General features: G+C 74.7%; 14 protein-coding genes. 6 read left to right on the plus strand and 8 right to left on the minus strand.

Annotated features, from left to right (window positions below):
• The first annotated feature begins 29 nt into the window (after window positions 1–29).
• On the plus strand, window positions 30–4,628 hold the full coding sequence (locus ACFYUY_RS08040; RefSeq protein WP_387899098.1) for a tetratricopeptide repeat protein: 4,599 nt from the start codon (window positions 30–32) through the stop codon (window positions 4,626–4,628).
• A 474-nt stretch (window positions 4,629–5,102) separates the two neighbouring features.
• On the opposite strand, the gene ACFYUY_RS08045 is transcribed toward ACFYUY_RS08040, so the two are convergent.
• Window positions 5,103–6,746, minus strand: coding sequence for an MFS transporter (locus tag ACFYUY_RS08045; protein WP_360214733.1), 1,644 nt, complete (start codon window positions 6,744–6,746; stop codon window positions 5,103–5,105).
• A gap of 282 nt (window positions 6,747–7,028) precedes the next feature.
• Here ACFYUY_RS08045 and ACFYUY_RS08050 point away from each other — a divergent pair, with 282 nt between their 5' ends.
• Both ACFYUY_RS08050 and ACFYUY_RS08055 read left to right on the plus strand, forming a co-directional pair.
• Complete coding sequence (locus ACFYUY_RS08050) at window positions 7,029–8,636, plus strand: proline-rich domain-containing protein (RefSeq protein ID WP_387899100.1); 1,608 nt, start codon at window positions 7,029–7,031, stop codon at window positions 8,634–8,636.
• A gap of 230 nt (window positions 8,637–8,866) precedes the next feature.
• Window positions 8,867–9,487: a phosphatase PAP2 family protein gene (locus ACFYUY_RS08055; protein WP_360214729.1), complete on the plus strand. Its 621-nt coding sequence runs from the start codon at window positions 8,867–8,869 to the stop codon at window positions 9,485–9,487.
• Between the two features lie 85 nt (window positions 9,488–9,572).
• Here ACFYUY_RS08055 and ACFYUY_RS08060 read toward each other — a convergent pair whose 3' ends face one another.
• The 4 genes from ACFYUY_RS08060 to ACFYUY_RS08075 form a co-directional block, all read right to left on the minus strand.
• Entirely contained in the window at window positions 9,573–10,655 is a 1,083-nt protein-coding gene (locus tag ACFYUY_RS08060) for a mechanosensitive ion channel domain-containing protein (protein WP_360214727.1), read from the minus strand.
• Window positions 10,656–10,981: 326 nt separating this feature from the next.
• Window positions 10,982–11,377: an SsgA family sporulation/cell division regulator gene (locus ACFYUY_RS08065; protein WP_387899104.1), complete on the minus strand. Its 396-nt coding sequence runs from the start codon at window positions 11,375–11,377 to the stop codon at window positions 10,982–10,984.
• Between the two features lie 175 nt (window positions 11,378–11,552).
• The gene (locus tag ACFYUY_RS08070) at window positions 11,553–11,921 is read right to left on the minus strand and encodes a PRC-barrel domain-containing protein (protein WP_360214723.1); all 369 of its coding nucleotides are present in this window, start codon (window positions 11,919–11,921) and stop codon (window positions 11,553–11,555) included.
• A 118-nt stretch (window positions 11,922–12,039) separates the two neighbouring features.
• Window positions 12,040–12,477: an SRPBCC family protein gene (locus ACFYUY_RS08075; RefSeq protein ID WP_387899107.1), complete on the minus strand. Its 438-nt coding sequence runs from the start codon at window positions 12,475–12,477 to the stop codon at window positions 12,040–12,042.
• A gap of 270 nt (window positions 12,478–12,747) precedes the next feature.
• Here ACFYUY_RS08075 and ACFYUY_RS08080 point away from each other — a divergent pair, with 270 nt between their 5' ends.
• The 3 genes from ACFYUY_RS08080 to ACFYUY_RS08090 all read left to right on the plus strand — a co-directional run bounded on the left by ACFYUY_RS08080 (window position 12,748) and on the right by ACFYUY_RS08090 (window position 14,807).
• A complete protein-coding gene (locus ACFYUY_RS08080) occupies window positions 12,748–13,668 on the plus strand; it encodes a SigB/SigF/SigG family RNA polymerase sigma factor (protein WP_387899108.1) in 921 nt (306 codons plus the stop codon).
• Between the two features lie 129 nt (window positions 13,669–13,797).
• The gene (locus ACFYUY_RS08085) at window positions 13,798–14,217 is read left to right on the plus strand and encodes an STAS domain-containing protein (RefSeq protein WP_360214718.1); all 420 of its coding nucleotides are present in this window, start codon (window positions 13,798–13,800) and stop codon (window positions 14,215–14,217) included.
• A 131-nt stretch (window positions 14,218–14,348) separates the two neighbouring features.
• On the plus strand, window positions 14,349–14,807 hold the full coding sequence (locus ACFYUY_RS08090) for an ATP-binding protein (protein ID WP_360214716.1): 459 nt from the start codon (window positions 14,349–14,351) through the stop codon (window positions 14,805–14,807).
• Window positions 14,808–14,842: 35 nt separating this feature from the next.
• Here ACFYUY_RS08090 and ACFYUY_RS08095 read toward each other — a convergent pair whose 3' ends face one another.
• The 3 genes from ACFYUY_RS08095 to ACFYUY_RS08105 form a co-directional block, all read right to left on the minus strand.
• Window positions 14,843–15,382, minus strand: a complete 540-nt coding sequence (locus ACFYUY_RS08095; protein WP_387899111.1) for an SUKH-4 family immunity protein — start codon at window positions 15,380–15,382, stop codon at window positions 14,843–14,845.
• 125 nt (window positions 15,383–15,507) lie between these two features.
• On the minus strand, window positions 15,508–17,136 hold the full coding sequence (locus tag ACFYUY_RS08100; protein ID WP_387899113.1) for a hypothetical protein: 1,629 nt from the start codon (window positions 17,134–17,136) through the stop codon (window positions 15,508–15,510).
• A 284-nt stretch (window positions 17,137–17,420) separates the two neighbouring features.
• The gene (locus tag ACFYUY_RS08105; RefSeq protein WP_387899115.1) at window positions 17,421–19,652 is read right to left on the minus strand and encodes a discoidin domain-containing protein; all 2,232 of its coding nucleotides are present in this window, start codon (window positions 19,650–19,652) and stop codon (window positions 17,421–17,423) included.
• Window positions 19,653–19,738: the final 86 nt, after the last annotated feature.

A 19,738-nucleotide genomic window follows, 5' to 3' on the forward strand; every position in this document is an offset into this window, starting at 1 on the left:
CGGGAGCCGGGGGCGGGCGGGGTCGCGGCATGGCGCTCAACCCGGCCCGCGCGCCCTGGGTGGTCAGCATCCAGCCGCACGGGCGGAACCTCCCGGAGGGCGGCGGCACCCTGATCACCGACCGCCTGCTGCTCACCTGCGCGCACGTCGTCGACCCGGGCACCCCCGCGGCCGCCCCGACCGCACCGGTGCTCGTCCGCTTCCCGTTCCTGCCGCCGCACGAGCCGATCCCGGCCCGGGTGATCCCCGACGGCTGGCACCCGCCCCGGGAGTGGACCGGCGACATCGCGGTGCTGCGGCTCGACTCCCCCGCCCCGCCCGGTGCCGAGCCCGCGCCACTGCGCCGCACCGACGCCGACGTCTTCGGCCACACCTTCCGCTCGTACGGGTTCCCCGCCGAGCACAAGGTCGGCGGGGTGCCGATCCGCGGCGAGATCGTCGGCTACGCCGAGGGCGACTGGCTCCAGCTGGAGTCGACCGCGCAGACCGGCTGGGCCACCGAACCCGGCTTCTCCGGCGCCCCGTTGTGGAACCACACCCTGCAGGGCGTGATCGGCGTGATCGGCCGGCGGCAGAAGCCCGGCCGGGCCGACCGCCGGGTGGGCTTCGCGCTCTCCCTGGACCCGGTCGTCCGGCTCTGGCCCCCGCTGGGCCCGCTCGTCCGGGACGTCTCCGCGCAGGAGCGGCGCGAACGCCTCGCCCGGCTGCTCGCCGTCCCGCTCGCACCCAGCGGCGAACTGCCCCGGCTCGACCAGGTCGACCGGCACGACCTCGGCGTCAGCGAGTCCGTCTACACCGCCAACGGCTACGAGCCCTACGTGCAGCGCCCCACCGCGGACCGGGAGCTGGACGCGGCCCTCGCCGCCGGCGGCTTCGTGCTCGTCGTCGGACGGTCCAAGGCGGGCAAGTCCCGCACCCTGCACGAGCGGCTCGCCCGCGCCCACGGCGAGGCCCGGATCGTCGTGCCCAGGCGCGGCCGGCGGGACCTGGAGGCGCTCACCCGGGGCGCCCTGCCGCAGTCCGCCGGCCGGGTCGTCGTCTGGCTCGACGACCTGCACCACTACCTGCTCTCCGGGGCGCTCGACGCCCACGGGCTGGAGCTGCTGCTCCGCCACGACCCGCCCTGCCTGGTCGTCGGCACCCTCACCCACCGCCACCGCGAGGAACTGACCGGCCTGGACAACGAGGTCGGGCGGGCGACCCGCGAGGTGCTGCGCCGGGCCAGGGTGGTCCACCTGCCGCACGAACTGTCCGAGGAGGAACGGCGCAACGCCTCCGAGCTCTACCCGCAGGAGGACTTCTCGCTGCGCGGCATCGGCGAGATGCTGGTCGCCGCACCCGCGCTGGAGGCCCGCTTCGAGGCGGGCCTGGACAGCTGCCCGGAGGGCTGGCTGCTGGTCCGCGCCGCCACCGACTGGGCGCGCATCGGCGCACCCGTCCCACTCGACGAGCCCGCCCTGCGCGAACTCTTCGACCGGTACCTGCCGCACTTCCCCGCGCTCGACCTGGACCCGGGCGAGGAGCGGTTCCGCAACGCGCTCGCGTGGTCCCGCGACCGCGCCCAGGCGGGCATCGCGCTGCTCGTGCGGGCCCGGCTGGACGGCGGTCAGGGCGGATACCAGGTCTTCCCGTACCTCGCCGAGTACGCCGACGCCGCGCCCGGCGACGCCGCCGTCGCCGACCCGGCCTGGGAGACCGCCGCCCGGCTGCTCACCGCCCCCGAGGACCTGCTCACCCTCGGCATGGTGGCCGCCGTGCGCAACCGCCCGGACGTCACCGAGGCGCAGCTGCGCCGGGTCGTCCGGGAGGACCAGGACGAGGAGCTCACCGGCGCCGCGGCCCTGCTGCTCGGCACCACCCTGATCTACCGTCGGGAGTTCACCGAGGCCGAGACGGTGCTGTGGCACGCCGCGGACTCGGGGCTGCCCAGCATCTCCGAGCTGGCCCAGGGCGAACTGGCCACCCTCCTCTCGGCCCGCGGCGAGCACGAGGCGGCCCGGGCACTGCTGGAGCGGGCCGTGACCGCCCAGGACCCGGACGTCTCGCTGCTCGCCCAGATCGGACTCGCCGGCGCGCTCTGGCAGTCGGGGGAGGTCGAGCAGGCCGAGCGGATGCTGACGGCCGTGCTCGCCCACGGCGTCGAGGAGATCCCGCCGCAGGCCACGGCCCGGCTCGGGCAGGCACTGGTCGGCCAGGGCAGCGCGGCCGTGCTGACCGACGCGCCGGGCGTCGGCACGCCCGAGTACGGGAAGCGGACCCCGGCGCTGCGCGGCACCCCCGCCGGTGAGCCGCCCGCCGACCAGCCGTGGAGCCTGTCACGGGCCGTCGGGTCCTCCGTCGGCTCGTCGATCAGCGGCATGGCGCGGGCCGGCCTCGGCGGCATGCTGGTCCTGCGCGGCGAGCTGGACCGCGCCGAGGAGCTGCTGCGCTCGGTGCTCGCGGACGGCAATCCGGAGGCCCGGCCGATCGCCCGGGCCGCCCTGGGCGAACTGCTGATCGTGCGCGGCGACCACCGGGGTGCGGCGGAGCTGCTGGAGGTCGCCGTGGCGAACGGCGGCCCGTGGCTGGAGCCCGGGGCCCGGGTCTGCCTCGGCATCGCCCGCGTCCTGCTGGGCGAGACCGAGGAGGGCCTCGCGCACCTGCGGCAGGTGGCCGGCTCCGGCCACCCCGACCGGGGCCCGGAGGCGATGGCCGTCCTCGGCCACTGCCGGCTGGCGGACGACCCCGACGACGCCGCGCACTGGCTGCGCCGGGCCGTCGCCAGCGGCCACCGGGACTGGAGCCTGATGGGCCGGGCCGGGCTGGCCTGCCTGCTGTACACCCGGGACGGGGACGACGAGACCGCCTGCGAGCTGCTGGCCGACGTGGTCGCCACCGGCCACCGCGACCACGCGCCGCACGCGGCCGACCTGCTCGGGGACGTCCACGCGCAGGAGGGCCGTCGGTCGCCGGCCGCCCGGGCCTACCGGACCGCGATCGCCTCCGGTCACCACGCGTGGTCCTGGCAGGCCCGGGTGGACCTGGCGCTGCTGCTCGTCTCCGGGATCGGCGACGCCGGGCCCCCGGCCGTCGACGGGGGCGACGGCGGGGCCGACGAGGGCGAGGCGGACGGCTCGGGCCTTTCCGGTGGCCTCGAACTCCCCTACGGCGCGGGGGAGTCCGCCGTGCCGGAGGGCCTGGTGACCGACGCGGACGTCGCGGAGGCCCTGGCCCTGCTCGCCGAGACGGCCCGCTGCCCCCACCCCCACCTCGGCCCGCAGGCCGCCGACCTGCTCGGCGACCTCCTGACCGCCCAGGAGCGCTGGGAGGAGGCCGTCGACGCCTACCGGCGGGCCGTCGCGACGGACCACCCGGAGTGGTCCCTCGTCGCCCGCATCGACCTCGCCGTCCTGCTGGTGGACCTCGACCGCCCCGAGGAGGCGGAGCCGCTGCTGGTCGAACTGGTCGCCTCCGGCCACCCGGTGGCCGCCGGGATCGGCACGGCGCTGCTGGGCGTGCTCCTGGTGCTCACCCCCGGCCGCACCGCGGAGGGCGTCGCCCACCTGCAGAGCGCCGTCGACACCGCCGTCGGCCCGGCCCTGCAGCTCGCCCGCTTCCACCTGTCGATCCGGCGGATCGGGGCCGGGGACGACGCCGGTGCCGAGGAGTTGCTGCGCGCGGTGGTCGAGGACGAGCCCTCCGACGTCACCGGGTTCGCGCGGGCCCGACTCGCCGCGCTGCTGCTGGCACGCGGCGACGGGCCCGCGGCGGCGGACCTCCTGGTCGACCCGGAAAGCCCGGACGGCCCGGACGGAGCCGACGGCCCTGACGGTGCGGGCGGTGCGGGCGGTGCGGGCGGCACGGGCGACCCGGTCTCCGCCCACGTCGCGGCCGGGGAGCTGCTGCTGGAGGTCGGCGAGACGGAGCCCGCCGTCCTGCTGCTGGAGGCGGCACGGGCCCTGCCGCCGGGCCCCGACACCCCCCGCGCGACGGCCCTGCTCGGCATCGCGTTCCGCGCGCTGAACGACACCGTCCGCGCCCGGGACGTCCTGACCGAGGCCCTGGAGACCGCCGATCCGCCGCTCCACGACCTGGTCCGCCGGTACCTGGGCAGCACGCTGTTCCGCCTGCGCGAGTTCGCCCGCGCCGAGGAGGTGCTGCTCCCGGTCGCCGGGTCCCTGGACAGCCCGCACCTCCCGGAGGCGCTGCTGCTGCTCGCCCGGGTCGTCGACAGCGTGCCCGGCCGGGAGGAGGACGCCGCCGGCTGGTTCGAGGCCGCGATCCGCTGCGGCGACCCCGACGCCGCCGGGCGCGCCCGCGCGGACTACGCGGTGCAGCTGCAGCGCCGGGGCGAGGACGCCCGCGCCCTGGAGGTGCTCGCCGCGGCCGCCCCGGAGCCTGCCGCGGTGCCCGCGGAGCCTGCGCCGGCCGTCGGCTCCGGAGCGGCCCCCGGGGGCGCCCCCCTCGCCGCAATCGCGAAGCCGACGCCGGTGCCGGCCCGTGGGCGCCCCGCCCTGCCCGGTGGCGACCTCCCACCGGACGACGCGCTCCCGCCGGCCGTCCTGCTGCTCCTGGCCGAGCTGGCCGACGCCGAGGACGAACCGCTCGAAGCCGCCTACTGGCGCACTCGCGCCGAACCCGGCCGCTGAGCCGGCCCGTCCGGACCCGAACGACCGCCTGCCACCTGGACGTTCACCGGCCGCGGCCACCCGGGAGGGCGCTCCGCGGGCGCCGCCGCACGGCCGGGGGGAGCCCGAAGAAGGGCCCGCCATCAAGAAGATGATGGATTGTCATGACTGAAACAGCGCCCGGATGGGCATAACGCCGTCAGCCCACCGATGGGCCCGGCTGGCACTCCCCCACGAGGCCAACCGGACCCTGGCCGGCGACCGGGCCTGGACGTGACTCCCCCCACGGAGTGGCGACCAGGCCCGCATGCTGTTCAACCAGCGACACGCAGCGTACATGCCATATCAACGTACCGCTACTGCGCGGTGCCCCGACCGGGACCTCCGACCCCACCCGACGGACGGTTTCGGGACACACCACCGGTGCCCCGCCCGGGCGGCCCCGGGCACGGAACCGCAGGTGACGGCGGAGTCCGGGCACCCCGGCCGACGGGTTCAGCCGGTCGCGCCGCCGTCCGGATCCGGACGGCGGCGCCCACCGGCGCGCGCCCGTCCGGCCGGGCGCTCCGACGGCAGGTGACGGGTGAACAGCAGCGCGCCCGCCGTGATGCAGGTGCACCCGAGGATGGCCGCCTTGAGCCCCTGGATCTGTGCGTCCTGGTAGTGCTCGACCAGGACGGCCGCCTCCTCGGGCGGCAGCCCCGGCTGCTCCGCCAGCGCCGCCGCCACGTCGTCGGCCGGGACGAAGGACAGCCCCGCCTCGACCTTGATCCCGACCTGCTCGGCCACGGCCGTCGAGACCCGCGGGTCCTCGGCGATCAGCGTGGTGACGGAACTCGCGACCGCACCGACCAGGATCGCGCCGATCAGGGCCGTCCCCAGCGAGGACCCAAGGTTCTGCGCCGTGTACTGCAGGCCGCCGGCCTCGCTCCGCTCCTCCGACTCCACGCTGGACTGCACCGTGTTGCCCAACTGGGAGGCGAGCATCCCCATACCGAGGCCCAACAGGGCCATCGACGCGGCGAACGAGGCCCCGTGCAGCTCCGGCCCGATGGTGGTGATCAGCCACAGGGTGGCGGCGAACAGGACCAGCAGCCCCGCCCGGACGACGGTGCGCGGCGAGGCGATCCGCAGCAGCAGGGTGCCGCACATCGAGGCGACGAGCATCGCGGCGGACACCGGCAGCAGCTTCAGCCCCGTCTCGAAGGCGTCCAGGCCCTGGACGACCTGGAGGTAGAGCGGGATCACGAAGAACAGGCCCAGCAGGACGGTGTTCTGGTTGAACAGGGTCGCCAGGCCCGAACGCAGCGTCCGGTTGCGGAAGAGATCCAGCGAGACCAGCGGGCTGAGGCCCCGGCGCTCGCGCCGTCGTTCGTACCGGCCGAAGGCGTACACCAGCACGCCGCCGAAGCCGATGACGAACAGCGTCGGCGCGAACCCCAGGACGGTGAACGGCGGATTGCGGGGTTCCACCCAGCCCCAGGTGCCGCTCTGCAGCACCGCGAGGACCATCAGGGCCAGGCCCCCGGCGGACAGCACCACGCCGCCCGCGTCGAGCCGGGGCCGCTCGGCCGGGTCCGGCTCGTTCGTCGGCTGCGGCACCCAGCCCATCAGCAGCAGGATCACCACCACCAGCACCACCTCGCCGGCGAACACCAGCCGCCACGTCAGGTAGGTGGTGACCCAGCCGCCGAGCAGCGGGCCCACCGCGATGCCCGCGCCGGCGAGCCCGCCGATGACGCCGTACGCCACGGCCCGGTCGCGCCCGGTGTACGAGCCGGCCACCAGCGCGGCCAGGGCGGGCAGGACCAGGGCCGCGCCGAGGCCCTCGATCACGGACCAGCCCAGCGCGAGCACGCCCACCGTGGGCGCCACCGCCGTCAGGCCCGAGCCGATCCCGTAGACGACCATGCCGACCACGAAGACCCGCCGCCGCCCGAACATGTCGCCGATCTTGCCGCCGGTCAGCATGAAGGCCGCCATCACCAGCGTGTACAGGGTGATGACGGCCTGGATGGCGGTCACCTCGGTGTCGAAGTCCTCGACCAGCTGGCTGATCGACACGTTCATCACCGAGGCGTCGAGCACCATCAGGAACTGGGCGATCCCGAGCACGATCAGGGTCTTCCACCGGTTCACTGCGCCTCCCGGCCGTCCGGTGCGGCAACCGGGGCAGAGCGCCGGACCGCATGCCGCCGATGCTGCCAGCTACCGGGCGTCCGCGCCTTCCGGGCGGTGGACGCCTCCGGGTGCGGGAGCCGGCGCGCACCCGCGCAGCGGTGAGGCCCCCCGTACCGGGGTCACCCCAGTGGGGTAGCCCTGCTCGCCGAACGCCGCGCACCGTCCTTGGCTGGTGCAGTGGCGCCTCCTCTCCCGGCGCCGCCGTACCACCCGGGCCGTCCAGGACGAGGAGCACCGCCCATGCCGCCGACCGAGCCGGACCAGCCGCCGTCCGACGAGCCCCAGCCGGGCCGACCGCAGGCCGGCGAGCCCCAGCCGGGTCAGCCCCAGCCCGGCCAACCCCAGCCGGACCAGCCGCAGGCCGACCGACCGCAGCCGGGCGAGACCGTGCCCGGCGGGCCGCAGCCGGGGCAACCGGCACCGGGCCGGCCCCAGCCGGGCCGGCCGCAACCAGCACAGCCCCAGCCGGGCGGCGCCGAGACCGAGGAGCTGGCGACGCTGCACCGCCGCGTCGCCCAGCTGGAGGCCGACGCCCGGGCCAGGCCCCAGCACCACCGGCTGCGCACCACCGGTTCGGTCGTCCTGGCGATCGTCGCCTCCCTGCTGGCCCTGCTCTCCGTGATCGCCGTCTGGGCGCACGACGAGATCACCGACACCAACCGGTTCGTCTCGACGATGGCACCCCTGGCCAAGAACCCGGACGTGCAGAACGCGCTCGCCAACCGCATCACCACCGCCGCGACCGACCAGATCGACGTCAAGGCCCTCGTCAACGACCTCTCCCAGGCCGCCGCCGAACAGGGCGTGCCGCCCAAGCTCGCCCAGCTGCTGGGCGGACTGACCGGGCCGCTGGAGGGCGCGCTGACCAACCTCGTCCACAGCGCCGCCGAGAAGGTGGTCACCAGCGACGCCTTCGCCACCGTGTGGCAGGAGGCGGTGCGCGCCGGGCACGCCACCATGGTCAAGGCGCTCACCGGCCAGGGCGGCGGCGCGGTGCAGCTCAAGAACGACGAGGTGGTGATCGACATCGGGCCGATGGTCGACCGGGTCAAGACCTCCCTGGTCGACGCCGGCTTCGCGCCCGCGAGCAAGATCCCGCAGGTGCACACCGACTTCGTGGTCTTCTCCTCCCCCGACCTCGCCAAGATCAAGGGCGGCTTCCGGCTGCTGGAGATCCTCGGCCGCTGGATGCCGGTCATCACGGCGCTGGTCGCCGCCGCGGCCGTGCTCACCGCCTTCAACCGGCGCCGCGCCCTCGTCGGCACCGCCCTGGGCATCGCCGCGGCCATGCTGCTGCTCGGCATCGCCCTGACCGTCTTCCGCTCGTACTTCCTCGACCACCTGCCGTCCGACGCCTCCCCGTCCGCGGCGGCCGCCGTCTACGACGCCCTGGTGACCTACCTGCGGACCGGGGTCCGGGTGGTCGGCTTCCTGGCCCTCGTCGTCGCTCTCGGGGCGTTCTTCATCGGCCCCTCCCGCGCCGCCGCGACCGTCCGCTCGGTGTCCGGGCACGGCGTCGCGGCGCTGCGCTCCTCCGCCGACTCGGTGGGCTTCCGGGGCGGCCCGGTGGAGCGCTTCGTCCGCCGCTACAAGCGCTGGACGGGCGTCGCGATCCTGGTCGTCGCCGCCGTGATCTTCGCCTTCTGGGACCACCCGACCGCCATGGTGGTGTTCTGGTTCGCCGTGGTGGTGCTGCTGGCCTTCGCGATCCGCGAGTTCCTCGCCCCGGCCTACCCCGTCACCCCGGCGCCGCCGAAGGCCTCCGCACCGCCCGCGCCCCCGGCGCCGCCCGCTCCCCCGTCCGGTCCCGCCGGTCCGGTCGGTCCCGCCGGGAGCGCCTCCGCCTGACCGGGGGGACGGGTCCACCGTCCGGCGCCGGCCGCGCTCCGTCGACCGGCCGGCGCCGGTGGCACTCCGTCGACCGTCCGCGCAACCGCACGCGCACCGCGCGCGTCTACGGCGCTGTAGACGTTCACTCCCCAGCCGACTGCCGTTAACCTGAACGACCGGCCGGGGAGAGGACCCGTTCGCCACGGCGGCCCGCCAGCCGCCCGCACCCTTCGGAGAACAGCGCACCCATGACCACTCCCGCCCAGCTCGCCGCCCTCGACGGCGCGGGCATCGACGGCAGCCTCTACACGACGGTCACCGACTTCGCCCGGCACACCGCGTGGCTGAACGGCCCGATGACCGCCTACACCAGCTACGGCATCGGCCTGTTCGCGCTGTTCATGCTGGCCGGCTGGTGGACCGCCCGCCGCGGGAGCGACCGCGTCATGGCCGCCGCGCTCGCCGCACCCGTCGCCGCCGTCCTCGCCTACCTCGCGAACGACGCCATCAAGAGCGTCTTCACCGAGCCCCGCCCGTGTCGCGCCCTGCCGCACGACTTCCTCCTGGAGGCCTGCCCCGCCCCCGACGACTGGGCCTTCCCGTCCAACCACACCACCGTCGCGGCCGCCGTCGCCGCGGCGCTCGTGCTGGTCGACCGCCGGCTCGCCGCCGTCGCCGCGCTCGCCGCACTGCTGATGGCCTTCTCCCGGGTCTACGTCGGCGCCCACTACCCGCACGACGTCGGCGTCGCGCTCGTCACCGGCGCCCTCGTCTCGCTCGCGGTGACCGCCGCGGCCCGCAGCCTCGCCGCACCGGCGGTCGGCCGGCTGCGCGGCGGGGCGCTGCGCCCGCTCCTGCGGGCGGCCTGACGCCCGGCCCGCCCCCGCCGTCCGCACGCCGGTGCCCGGCCTGCTCCCCGTCGGGAGCGGCCGGGCACCGGCGTGCGCGGCCCCGCTACGAGGTGTCGCCGCGCCGGGGCGCGGGTGGCCGCCGCGCGGGTGCCTGCCGCGCGGGCGCCTCCGCCACCGGGAGGCGGGGCAGCGCGTAGGGGTGGTGGTCGCGCAGGTAGCCGATGAGGTGCTCGCGCAGACGGCAGCGGAGCTCGAACGCGTCGTCGGCGTCGGCCGCCGTGGCCAGCGCCCGGACGACGATCGTGGTGGGGGTGGTGTCGACGACCTGGAGGGCGCTGCCCCGGCCGTCCCACAGCTCGCTCTTGGCCAGGAACTCCTCGAACTCCTCCCGCAGCAGGCCCACCGGGGCGTGGTGGTCCAGGTGCAGCAGCGCCGTCCCGGTGATCCGGCTGGAGCGGCGGGACCAGTTCTCGAACGGCCGGCCGACGAAGTAGGACATCGGCATCACCAGCCGGCGCTGGTCCCAGGTCGCGATCACCACGGCCGTCAGGGTGATCTCCTCCACCGTCCCCCACTCGCCGGCCACCACCACGACGTCGCCGATCCGGGCCAGGTCCCCGAAGGCCATCTGGACCCCGGCGAAGACGTTGGCGAGCGTGCTCTGCGCGGCCACGCCCGCCGCCACGCCGACCAGCCCCGCCGAGGCCAGCAGGCTCGTCCCGACGACGCGGACCACCGGGAAGGTCATCAGGACGGCGCCCAGGGTCGCGACGGCGACGATCGCCTGGCCGATCCGGCCGAGCAGGCTGGCCTGCGTCCGGGCGCGGCCCGCCCAGGCCGGGTCGCGCCGGTGCACGGCGAGCCGGACGGCGCCGTCCACGAGGAGCACCACCAGCCGGGCGCACAGCCACCCGCCCGAGGCGATGGCGAGGATCACGCTCAGGTGCCGCAGGCCCTCGCGGGCGGCGGGCGGCGCGTCGATCCAGGGCTGCGCGGCGGCGAGCAGCAGGCACCCGGTGAGCGCCAGGACGGGCCGGCGGCACCTGCGCACCGTACTCAACACGCCGGTGGCGCTCCCCGGAGCCTCCAGGCGCCGCGCCACCACCCGCGCCAGCCGGTCGAGGCCGTAGGTGACGAGGGCGGCTGCGACGCCGACGACGGCGAGGCGGAGCAGACTCCACCACATCTCTCCTGCTCTCCTTCCCGCTCTGGTTCCCGCTCCGGTTCCCACGTCGGCGGTGCGGGCGGCTCGCCCGGCTCGGGCGGCTCGGGCGGGCGGCTCAGTCGGGCGGCTCGGGCACCCGGGGACGGACCGGTTGCGGCGTGTCCGGGCCACCGGGCCCCGGGGCCGGATCCGGCGGCGGCACCGGCGAGCCGGGCGGCGCCGGGGGGTCGGGCACCACCGGAGGGCCGGGCGGCCGGGTCGGTGCCGGGGGCTCCGGGGGCGGCGGCGGGAGGCCGGGCTGGGCGGGTGCGACGGTCATCGGGTGTTCCTCTCGGTGGTGCGGCGGGTCAGGCGGCCAGCAGGTCCGCCAGGCCCTGGTCCCAGTCGATCCGGGTGTGTTCCGACCCGGGCGGGACGACCCGGGCGGTCGCGGCCAGGAACCCGTCGACCGCGTCGACGGAGGCGGCGAGCAGGGCGATGCCCTCGGCGCCGGCGAGCGCGATCAGCACGCGGGTGTCGTCGAACAGCTCGATGTGCACGTCCCCCTCACCCGCGGGCGCCCGCAGGCCGGCGATGAGCAGGTCGCGGGAGAGCGTCCACACCGAGCTCGCCTGGTAGGAGCCGAAGTCCAGGTCCACGGTGTGCGGGGCGTCGGCCCGGAAGGACCAGTCGACGTCCAGGTCCCGGCTGCGTTCGTCGCCGGTCATCAACCGCATCGTGATCCGGGCCGTAAGACGTTCCATGGAGTGGGTTCCCCTTTCCCGGGTTCCGCCGGTCCGGGGCGGCCACGGACTCCCGTGACCGTCCCGGACCGGCCTTTCATTTCCGGCGCGTCCGGCGGGCCGCGCCGGGCGGGTGTGGCTCGTGGGCTGTGCATGCGGTCGTTCCGCGCGCCCGGCGCGCGTCACCGCTCCTCGATCACATGATCCGACCGCCGTAGAAGGGGTCGTAGTAGGCCCCGAAGCGTGCGCGGCTGTCGGCCTCCTGCTCGGGGCCGTCCTCGTCGATGTCCGGGCTGTTCTTGATCTCGTCCTTGGACCGGTCGACGTAGACCCGCTGCTCCGCGATCTCGATGCGCGTCACCGTGCCGGCCGGGAGCAGCACCCGCCGACCGAAGATCCACGGGCCGGTGTCGACCACCAGGTACTGCTCACCGACCACCTCGGACAGCTTGTCGACCTTGCCGATCGAGCCGTCGGTGGCCTCGACGTGGAAGCCGATGAGGTCGGTGCCGGCGGTGTGCCCGGCGGCGGTGCGGAACTCCCAGATGTCACGGCGCTCGGTCATGACTGCCTCCGTTCGTCTCCTCGCGGACCGGGCCGCCCTCGGCGGGCCCGGTGTGTCGTGACGGCTCGGCTGCCCCCGATCCCGCACTTCATGCCACCCGACTTCCGACGGCCCGGCCTCAGTCGCCCTGCGGCCCGGCCGCGGCCCGCTCGACGTGGTGCTTGAAGTCGTTCAGGTCGTCGATGACCCGGCGGTCGACGAAGCCCAGCGCTTCCGCCAGGTGCTCCCAGATCCCGTGCGGCTCGATCTCCAGCTGGAGCATCACCCGGGTCGTCCGGTCGTCCACGTGGTGGAAGGTCACCACGCCGCTGTGCCGCACCTCCCCGGCGCCGCCGTCCCAGGCCACCCGCTCGCCCTCCACCACCTCCGTCGTCACGGCCTCGAACTCCCGCCGGCCGGCCGCCGTCCCGACCACCCAGCTGCTGCTCCCGGGGCCGGACACGTCGACGCTCACCACGCCCCGCATGAACTGCGGGAAGTCCTCGCACCGGACCCACTGCCCGTAGACCTCGTCGAGCGGCGCCGCCACCTCGACCGACTCCTCGATCCGCCCCATCGTCGTCTCCTCCTCATCGGGAAACCGCTCCCCGCGGCCGCCGCCGACGCGACGGCCCGCGCGGGTCCGGGTGCCCCGATCCCCGCCCGGCATGCACGGAGCGCAGCGACTCCGTCACGCCCGCGACCGCCCGGCGCCCACCGCCCGCCCGGGCGCCCCGCCATGCACCCGCCCGATCGTCCACACACAATCCTCACACCCGGAAGACGCATGCCTCCGGCCTCGGCGGGTACCCAGGGACGGACCGTACGCCGAGGGGAAAGGACCGACATGGCCACGACCAGTGACGAACTCCTCCACCGCGTGACAGCCCCGGCCGGGAACGAGGCCCCCGCGGTCGACGTGCCCGGCGTCGCCGGATCCGGCGCCCGGGAACTCGCCGTCGCGCCGGAGCTCGCCGGGATCGAGGACCCGCGCAAGGTCGCACCCGCCGACGCGCGCGAACTGACCCGGGTCCTGCTGGCCCGGCTCGCCACGCTCGAGGAGGGCACCCGCGAGTACTCCTACGTGCGCGGCACCCTGATCGAGCTCAACCTGTCCCTGGTCCGGTTCGCGATCCGGCGCCTGGGCAACCGTCAGGAGCCTGACGAGGACCTGCTGCAGGTCGGCTCGGTCGGCCTGATCAAGGCGATCGACCGCTTCGACCCCGACTACGGCGCGGAGTTCACCACCTTCGCCCTGCCGACCATCCTCGGCGAGATCCGCCGGCACTTCCGCGACACCACCTGGGCCGTGCACGTGCCGCGCCGCCTGCAGGAGCTGCGCATCGACCTCGCCAAGGCGCGCGACGTGCTGGTCCAGCGCCTCGGCCGCGCACCGACGGTCCGTGAACTCTCCGAACACCTCGACCTGACCGAGGACGAGGTGATCGAGGGGCTCGCCGCCGCCAACGGCCACACCGCCGGCTCGCTCGACTCCCCCGCCATCGAGGGCGAGGAGGAGGCCAGCCCGCTCGCCCAGCGCCTCGGCCTGGAGGACACGCGGTTCGCCACGATCGAGAACCTGGTCGTCCTCAAGCCCCTCATCGCCGCCCTCCCGGAACGCGACCGGCTCATCCTGTCCATGCGCTTCGGCGAGGAACTCACCCAGTCCCAGATCGGCGCCCGCCTCGGACTGTCCCAGATGCACGTCTCGCGCCTCCTCAGCCGCACGCTGAGGAAACTGCGCGAGGACCTCACCACCAGCGCCTGAGCCGGAACGCGGTGCGAGAAGCACGCCCGACGCTGCGCACGTCACCCGGGGCCTGGCCGAGCCCCGGGTGACGTGCGTAGGCTCGTGGAGCACACCCGTGGAGGGGACACGACGACGATGCCAGCCGAGATGACGATGCCTGCAGAGAACGAGTCCACGACCGTGCCGGTCGCCGGCCACTACCAGCCGAAGGCCCTGTCCGAACCCGACCTGGACGTCCGGACCTGGCACACCGACGACCGGGCGGCCGTGTGCGCCCTCGCGGGCGACCTCGACATCGAGACCCTGGCGCCCGCCAGGGCGGCGCTCGACGACCTGCTGCGCGGCCACCCGCCGCTGCTCGTCGTCGACCTCGGACGGGTCGACTTCTGCGACTCCTCCGGCCTGAACCTGCTGCTGCAGTCCAGGATGGCGGCCACCACCGCGGAGGTGGAGTTCCGCCTCGCGGCCCCCTCGGCCACGGTGCTCCGGCTGCTCGAACTGACCTGCGCCGACACGGTGTTCTCCATCCACCCGACCCTCGACACCGCACTCACCGCACCGCTCTGACCGGCCCGCTCCCGATCGACACCGGCCCCCCCGGGGACGGAACCGGCCCACGACACGCATAATCCGTCAGTGACCGGGAAACCGAGCAGGCAACACGGACCACAGCGCCGACTCCGAAGGGGCCCCCGCACATGACGACGAGCCGGGCAACCCTGGACGACGACCGTCCGGACGCCGGCCCCACGCTGCCACCCGGCGGACAACGCCGGCGACTGCACCTGGCCGGGCTGCCCAAACCCGTCGCCCGCGCCAGGGCGTTCACGGCCCAGGCCATCGCCGACTGGTCGTGGCCGACGGACGCCGATGGCGCCGACGACATCGTCCTGCTCGTGGCCGAACTGGTCGCCAACGCCATGCTGCACGCCGGCGGCCCCGTGTTCCTGCTCCTCGACGCCTCCGAGACCCGTCTGCGCATCGAGGTCGCCGACGGCTCGACGACCCTGCCGGAGCCCCGCGTGCCCCACCGCCCCGGCCTGCCCGGCGGCCACGGGCTCTTCATCGTCCAGAAGGCCGCCACCCGCTGGGGCGCCGTCCCCCACGCCGACGGCAAGTCCGTCTGGGCCGAGATCGACGCCCTCCCCACCCCCTGACCCACCCGCCCCCCACCGGCGGGTCGCGGCGGGGGCTAGAGGTCCTCGCCCAGCAGGCGGTCGAAGACCATGCTCCACCAGCTGTCCGGTTCGGCGAACGCGCGAGGGTCCTGGGCGGAGAGATAGGTGCGGAGCTCCCGGGTGTACTCGTCCATCTGCTCGTCGGTGACCTTCCTGATGTGCTCCAGACGCAGGCCGACGCGGTACAGGAACTCCACGAAGTCCGCGAGCGTGCTGTTCACGACCTCGGCGGCGGGCTCCTCCCCGAGCGTCAGGAGGATGACGTAGCCGTCCTCGAGGTCGAGGCAGTACCGCATGTCCGTCGCCCCGGTGGGACCACCGAGGCACAGGACCTGCACCACCTGGTCGCCGGTGTCGATGGGCACCATGGAGAACGCCGACGGCTCCCCGGGCACGTCGAGGCCGAAGATCACGTCGAGCCGCGCCGGCAGACCCGTCCCGGCCAGCGTCTCCACGTCCGCGCCCGCGATCCCGTGCCGGACGGCCTCCCGCCGGTCGAGCCTGATCACCCCCTGCGGGCTGAACAGCTCGGCGAGTTCGGCATGCGTGGCCACGGGGCTCCTCGGTGGGTGGGAACGGTTCTGACAGGGGCGGTTGTGAAGACTACGCGGTGAGTCCGCCGAGCCTGAGCACCTGGTACCAGGGACACCGGGAGGTGGGGAGGTGGTTCTCGCCGCCCCTACGGGGTGGCGGGGGTGGACGCGGTCGACGGGGTGGAGGGGGGTGTCGGGGAGGGGCTGGTGGGGGTGGGGGCGACTTGGAGGCCGGTGATGTGGCCGTCGGCGGTGAGGAAGTACTGGAGGCCCGCGTAGCCCGGGGTGACGAGGATGCCCTGGGTCATCTTCGGCAGCTGGCTGGAGCGGGCGAGTTCGGCGCCGCTGCCGGCGTCGCGCCACACGACCTGTTCGGTGGTGTACTTCTTGAGGCCCTGGAAGAACTTGACGGGGATGTCGGTGCCGATCAGGACGCGCTGGTTCGTGGGGCCGAGCAGGGTGGTGAAGCTGAGCGTCGTCTGGTCCTGCGTCCAGGCGACCGACAGCATGCCGTTCGTGAGGTCGAGTCCGGCGAGCTTGCCCGCGCCCGCGTCCATCGCGTAGACCCGGTTGTTCTCGGGGTCGACCGAGACCATCGACGGGATGAAGCTGTTCTTGGTGCCGCTGTCGGCGAAGGGCTGGACGTTCGCCACCTTGGTCGAGTCGCTCCGGGAGACGGCGACCACGCTCATCGGGGTCGACGTCGGTTTGCCGCCGTTGGTCATCGCGACGACGTAGTCGTTGATGACGGCCATGGCGGAGGCGGCCGTCTGGCCGTCCTTGAGGTAGGACACCGGCCCCCAGCTGGGGTCGGGGGCGAAGGCGGCGTTCTGGTAGGTGTAGCGGTAGAGCTTGGTGGCGCCGGGCAGGTAGATCTCCTGGGTGCCGTTGAGCGTCGCGGTGGTGATCCGCCCGCCCATCATCTCGGGCAGGGTGACCTGGGAGACCACCTGGAGGCTCTTCGGGTCGATCGCCACCATGACCGAGGGCGGTGCGGACGTCGGGTCGGGGCAGTTCAGGAAGGCGCTGAACCCCTGTTCCGTGCAGCCGGGTTGGCGGTTCACGGTCTTGGCGACGATGGTGCCGTCGGGGAGCGCGTCGTAGCCGTTGTAGGCGGTGTCGCGGGGGGCCGACTGCCCGGTGGGGAGGGTGGTGCGGGCGAGGACGTCGCCGGTCGCCGGGTCGATCCGGGCGATGTGGTAGCCGTAGATCACCACCAGGCTGCCGTCGGCGAGGACGTTCAGGACGCCGGGGTAGTTCCATTCGTCGGTCGCGTTGGTGTTGATGAGGACGCTGCGCCAGACCTCGTTGTAGGTGCCGGGTTCGACCCGGGAGACGAAGGAGCCGGAGGCGCCCGGGTCGTCGCCGTAGCCGCCGCCGTAGACGTAGAGCTCGTCGGGGCCGCGGTCGACGATGTTGTACGGCGTGGCGTAGACCTGCTGCGAACTGTACGCGTACACCTGGTTCCCGGACGGCGCGCCGGTGTAGTGCGCACAGCCGTAGCGGTGCGTCCGGTTGGAGTCGTGCACCTCGAAGGCGGCGATGGTCGGGTACCAGGGGGCGTTGCCCTCCTGGGCGGCGCAGGACCGCTCGTCCTGGACGAGGGCGGGGTCGCCGACCAGCGGGCCGCCGGCGGCGGTCTCGTCGGCGGGCGGGGAGCTCCCGTGCGATCCGGCCGGGCGCGGCGCGGAGCCGGAACTGGAGCATCCGGAGAGCCCGAGGAGCACGGCCATGACGGCGGCGGCCAGCCGCGGGAGGGACGACCGGATGCGCAAGGGGGCTCCTGGAGTCGGATCGGGGTGCCGGTGTGCGGCCCGTCCGACACCTGGCCGCGGACCAGGCTCGCAGCGCGTCCGCGGTCGGCCGCACCGACACGCCGGGCCGCTCACCCGTGCGGGCGCGACGGCTGGCGCGGCGGCGGCGGTCGCGCGGAGGGCGCGCGGAGGGCCCGGGACGGCACGGGGCCGGGGCCGCCACCGGGTGGTGGCGGCCCCGGCCGTACCGGGCTCCTCGTCCGGGCCGACCGACGGCAGCCCGACCGACGGTGCGGGTGCCGGCCCTACGGGTAGGCCACCACGGTCGACGGCGTGGTGGAGGTCCCGGAGGTGGCGGCGCCGGTGCCGTCGATGACGTGGTTGTACTGGCCCTTGCCGCCGAGGGAGACGACCAGCAGGTCGTGGAACCGGACGCCGGCACGGGTCGGCGCCTCGAAGCCGTGGTCCATGCGGATGGTCGGGTCCACGTTGAAGTAGCAGTAGCTGCCGAGGCCCCAGCCCTCGTGGACGGTCACGTTGTCGTCGACCTTGTAGGCGGCGTAGCCGAGGGTGGAGCCGTTCTGGATCGAGGCCTGGTCGGGGGCGTCGTAGGCCTTCTCGTTCTGGAAGAAGACGGTGCGCCCGCGTTCGCCGGACCACTCGACGTCGTACTTCTTGAAGTGTTCGACGAACAGCCCGGTGCCGAGCACGTCGGCGCCGCGGACGACCAGGCCGTAGTCGGCGGGGTTGACGTCCCAGCCGACGCCGGTGCCGTGGTCGGCCCGCCAGATCCAGGTGTGGTCGACGATCACGTTGTTGCTGTTGACGACGATGCCGGTGGTGGTGGCACCGGCGCCGGCGCCGCCGACCCGGACGAACACGTCCTGGAGGGTGGTCGGGTCGGTGGCGTGGTTGCCCTTGGCCCCGTCGGGTCCGACCTGGACCAGGACGGAGGAGCGGACCGGGCCGGCGTCGACCAGCAGGCCGGCGAGCCGTACGCCGTCGACGTCGCCGACCTGGACGGCCGTCACCCCGTTGTCGGGCACCAGGGTGGCCAGGCCGAGGCCGAGCACCACGGTGTCGGGCCGGGTGACGGCGATCGGCCGGTCGAGGTGGTAGACGCCGGGGGTGAACAGCAGGTCGAGGCCCTGGGCGAGGGCCGCGTTGACGGTCGCCGCGGTGGCGCCCGGCTTCACGACGTAGAAGTGGCTGAGCGGGCGCGACTCGCCCTGGGGGGTGCCGTCCCAGGAGACGCCGCGGGCGTCGGTGCGCTTGGCCGGGACGAACACCTTGTAGTCGGCGCCGTCCAGGTAGAGGAAGGGCTTCTCGCGGGAGATGGGTGTGGTGTCCAGCGTGGTGTAGGGCGGGTCGGGGAAGCTCTGGGCGGGCGCGCCCTGGACGCCGGAGAACACCTGGTTCCAGACGCCGTTGGTGAATCCGCCGATCGCGCTGTCGCGGGTGTACCACTGCTGCTGGGAGTAGTTGCCGACGCTGCCGTCGATGCGGCTGTCGGCGATGTAGCCGCCGCTGGCCCAGCCGTAGCCGGCGGGCGAGAGGTCGAGGCCGCCCTTGACGTGCATCCGGCGGAACGGGGCCGCCTGGGCGACGGCCCAGCGGTCGGTGCCGTTGACCGGGTTGAGGGCGAGGTTCTCGGCGGAGCGCCAGAAGTTCTGGGTGGCGTTGCCGTTGAACCAGCCGGCGTCGACGGTGACGTCCCCGTTGACGGTGGTGTCGTCGGGTCGCAGGCCCAGGCCGGCGATGGAGGTGTAGAACCCGAGCTGGACGTTGAGGTTGCCGCCGTAGGTGCCGGGCTTGAACAGCAGTGCGTAGCGCTCGGAGCCGAACTGGTTGGACTCCTGCTGCTTGAAGACCCGGTCGACGGTGGCCTGGATGCCGGGCGTCGACGGGTCGAAGACGAGCACGTTGGGCCCGAGGTCCCCACCGCCCTGGACCGGCGGCACGTCGGAGGTGCCGACCTGGAGCTCCCACAGCGAGTAGCCCCAACCGGTGCCCCGGGCCTGGCCGTTCAGGCGGAGGTAGCGGCCGCTGCCGGTGACCGGGATGGTCTCGGTGCCGCCCTTGCCGCTGGTGGTGCCGTACAGGGTGCGCCAGGAGGAGCCGTCGTCCGACACCTGGATCTGGTACGAACTCCCGTACGCCGTCTCCCAGGCGAGGACGACCCGGCAGACCTGGCGGACCGCGCCGAGGTCGACCTGGAGCCACTGGGGGTCGGCGAAGGCGGAGGACCACCGGGTGCCGGGGTCGCCGTCGACGGCCGCGCCGGCCGGCGTGCCCGCGTTCTCGGTGCTGGAGGCGGTGGCGGGCCGGCCCTTGGCCGCGTTGTCGGTGCCGCAGTCCGCGCCCGCGGCAACGGGGGCGGCGGCGGAGGCGGCACCGGCGGCCGGGGAAACGGCGGCGGCCGGGTGGGCGGGGGTGGCGGCGGCCGGGGAGGGCACCGCCAGGGCTGACGCGAGGAACACGAGCAGGCCCAGGACGGCGCCCGGCAACGGGCGCCGGCGTGCTGAAGAATGCCTCATCGGCATGTCCCTTGGTGAGGTGGGTGGGGGTGGCCGGTGGCGCGCGGCCGCGGCACCGGCCCTTGGGCGGGCTCACCGGGCCACGG

It is taken from the genome of Kitasatospora sp. NPDC004745 (assembly GCF_042873275.1).
Lineage (GTDB): Bacteria > Actinomycetota > Actinomycetes > Streptomycetales > Streptomycetaceae > Kitasatospora.